This window comes from Roseateles sp. P5_B10, from assembly GCF_056400485.1.
In genome coordinates, this window is sequence record NZ_JBFULE010001544.1 from 1 (window position 1) to 639 (window position 639).

At 60.4% G+C, this 639-nt stretch carries 1 protein-coding gene; it reads left to right on the forward strand.

The features are described 5' to 3' along the window. On the forward strand, positions 1-303 hold a 303-nt coding region (locus AC1DU6_RS34495; protein WP_477862985.1), incomplete at its 5' end, for a tetratricopeptide repeat protein. Between the last annotated feature and the right edge of the window lie 336 nt (positions 304-639).

Consider the following 639-nt stretch of genomic DNA (forward strand, 5'->3'; position numbering starts at 1 on the left):
CAATTGTTGAGCGCGGTGGTGAAGCTGCGCCCCGATTACGTTGAGGGCTGGAATCGGCGCGCCACGCTGTATTATCTGCAGAACGATTACACCCGGTCGCTGCAGGATATCGAGCAGGTGCTGATACGCGAACCCCGGCATTTCGGTGCTCTGGCAGGGCTCGGCATGATCATGCAGGAGCTCGGCGACGACAAGCGTGCGCTTGATGCGTTCCGCAAGGCGCTTGCGGTCAATCCGCATCTCGAAAAGGTGCCGGAGCAGGTCAAGACCCTGACCGAGAAGGTCGAAGGCCGGGATATCTGAAATTCCTTGAAAGTCGGGGCGCTCGCGGGACATCGCGGGAACATCGCCCTGTTTTGACGCATCCCTGCTGCCCGCGACGGAAAAACAAGACATCGTCGCCGGGGAATCAAACTTCTGACACAGGAAACGGGCGAAAAGGGCGTTTTCCGAGCCACAGGAAGGGACACCTTTTGGCGCCGAAGTCATTTCCGCTATTCGCCTTGTTATGTCTGCTGATGGCCGCACCGATGGCTGCTGTGACCAGCCCTGCGCTGGCGCAGAAGGCCGATGCGCCGCCTGCGCCTGCAGCTTCGACTCTGTCCCCCGATCAGGCCAAGGCTGCGCTCGACACATTGC